The organism is Paraburkholderia sp. RL18-085-BIA-A (genome assembly GCF_046027075.1).
Taxonomy (GTDB): domain Bacteria; phylum Pseudomonadota; class Gammaproteobacteria; order Burkholderiales; family Burkholderiaceae; genus Paraburkholderia.
On sequence record NZ_JARESU010000356.1, the window covers coordinates 1 to 2,392 of the forward strand.

Consider the following 2,392-nt stretch of genomic DNA (forward strand, 5'->3'; position numbering starts at 1 on the left):
GGTGTCGATCAGCGAACGCCCAGCTAGCGTTGAAGACCGCGCGGTACCCGGACACTGGGAAGGTGATCTGCTGTGCGGTAGCGGCAACAGCCAGATCGCAACACTCGTCGAGCGCCAGACACGCTATGTCATGCTGGTGAAGATAGCCAGCAAGGACAGCGAAACGGTCATCAATGCGCTCATCAAACATGCCAGCAAATTGCCGCAGGAACTCTACAAATCACGGACATGGGATCGGGGAACGGAGATGGCTGGGCACAAACGCTTCACCGTGGCTACTGATATTCAGGTCTACTTCTGCGATCCTCAGCACCCTTGGCAACGGGGCTCGAACGAAAACACGAATGGGCTGTTGCGGCAGTACTTTCCCAAAGGCACCGACCTGTCAGTGTATTCGCAGGCCAAACTCAACGCTGTGGCGAGACGCCTTAATGAACGTCCCAGGAAGACTCTGAATTACGAGACGCCCGCCGAACGATTCCAGCAAACTATTGCATCCACCGGTTGAATCCGCCCCAGTTAAGCGGTCACCACGAACAGATTGGCGAATGTCTCTTCTTGGCCGCGTCCTGCCTCATGCAATCGGCATACCCCTCTTCAAGCTCGCTGAAGCACGACGTCTTCGAACCGAAGCTGCTCCAGCAGATCGCCGCGCTCGATCGACCGGACGACCTCGTTAGACAGCCTTGAGGTAGTGGAGCAAAGCCGGGTATGTCATGCAAGTTTCATTACATAAACCTTTCTTTGATGGTACCCTGATGCCTGTCTTTGGGGAGTAGCCGGCTTCTACCCAGAAGCGCCTGCGTCAACATTCTCGGTCGCACTGACCGTGGTGCAGGTAGCCCTTTGGTTGGCAAGACCATCGACACACCACGCGACCGGTCGGGCGCGGCGGTGTGTCGCGGTTTTCCGCCCGACTACGAGCCACTTCTCTTATGAATCCCGTCGCAACGCTTTTCCTTGCTTTTGCAATGTCGACCGATGCCTTTGCAGCAGCAATTGGCAAAGGGGCCACTCTTCATCGCCCTAGCTGGCGCGAAGCTCTGCGGACCGGCGTCATCTTCGGTGTCATCGAAGCGTTGACGCCTTTGATTGGCTGGTTCCTCGGGCGAGCCGCTGCCCAATATGTCTCCGCCTGGGATCACTGGATCGCGTTCACACTGCTTTTTGTTCTCGGGGCCCGCATGGTCTTCAACAGCTTTTCCGTCAGGGAAGCCGAGGAGACGAAACCGGTCGCTCATTCGTTCTGGTTGCTCGCGCTGACCGGCTTTGCCACAAGCATTGATGCGATGGCGGTTGGCGCTGGCCTTGCCTTTGTGAACGTCAACATCTATTCCACTGCAGCTGCAATCGGGCTTGCCACAACCCTCATGGTCACGATCGGTGTCCTACTTGGCCGTGTCATTGGTCACGTCGTAGGAAGGCGCGCAGAACTGGCGGGCGGTGTCGTGCTCGTCGGCATTGGTTGCGCGATCCTGGCCGAGCATCTGCAGCTGTTCTGAAGATCCTCCCGCTTCAAGCGAGTGCATAAATATTTATTCATAGCTACGTTATCGGCCCGCAATATCGCCTTTGCTATCTTGTCATCGAACCGATTTGAGAAAGTCCGTCCTCACGATGACACATGGGACGGTCTTCGTAACAACCTGCGCTACTCGCACCGAGAAAGGATGACCGGACCATGACGTATCACGACGAGATGCCCGCACATGTGGCATCTCCCAATGGCGTGGGCACAACACTGCCTTCATCCCGGCGCACCGCCCTGAAGTACGCGCTGTGGTTGGCGGCGTTCGTATCTCTGCTGTCCGGTCTCATACCCATGACGGCAGAGGCTGCCGCCGAGAAAGGATCTGGACCTGCCATTGTCAATGTCGTTACGTTTGCGGTGCCACCCGCAGGAATGGCCCGCTTCCTCAGAATCAGCGAGGAAAACAGCCGAACCTCGCGCAAGGAAGAAGCGGGCTGTATAGGTTTCGATGTGCTGTTGCCAAAAGGCGAGCCCAATAGCGTGATGCTGATCGAGACATACCGGGATGAGGCCGCCTATAAGGCTCATCGGGTGACACCTCATTTCCTGGCTTTCGTGAAGAGTGCTCATGAGATAGGAGTAAAGCGGTCTGCTCGCGTTGCCAGCCGCTACTATCCGACCTGATTACACGATGAGGTTTCCGTTTGCGCGGACCGGTGCCGCGCTCGCGACGCGGTTCGACGACCTCTATGTACAGCAACGGCGGCTGTGAGTACGGCTGCGCCAAAAGGCGCGACAAGCGTCTCGAGATGCGGTGTCACGACATGATCGTCCGCAATTCGAAGAGAATCAGTCATTTGCTTGCGTGGCGCGAATGCCCCTTCCTGGCCGACTAGCGCCGAATGTGTCGGCGCTAGTCGG

3 protein-coding genes, 1 pseudogene and 1 riboswitch are annotated in these 2,392 nt (G+C 57.2%); all 4 genes and pseudogenes read left to right on the forward strand.

What is annotated here, in order from left to right; all coding sequences use genetic code 11:
* Positions 1–508 (forward strand): IS30 family transposase (locus P0D89_RS52305; RefSeq protein ID WP_408379515.1); only part of this gene is annotated, 508 nt, incomplete at its 5' end.
* Positions 509–758: 250 nt separating this feature from the next.
* Positions 759–925: riboswitch (yybP-ykoY riboswitch) on the forward strand.
* A gap of 10 nt (positions 926–935) precedes the next feature.
* A complete protein-coding gene (mntP, locus tag P0D89_RS52310; protein ID WP_408365336.1) occupies positions 936–1,502 on the forward strand; it encodes a manganese efflux pump MntP in 567 nt (188 codons plus the stop codon).
* A gap of 179 nt (positions 1,503–1,681) precedes the next feature.
* On the forward strand, positions 1,682–2,155 hold the full coding sequence (locus P0D89_RS52315) for a putative quinol monooxygenase (protein ID WP_408365334.1): 474 nt from the start codon (positions 1,682–1,684) through the stop codon (positions 2,153–2,155).
* 7 nt (positions 2,156–2,162) lie between these two features.
* Positions 2,163–2,240 (forward strand): annotated as a pseudogene (locus P0D89_RS52320) (tyrosine-type recombinase/integrase); the annotation flags it as partial.
* Between the last annotated feature and the right edge of the window lie 152 nt (positions 2,241–2,392).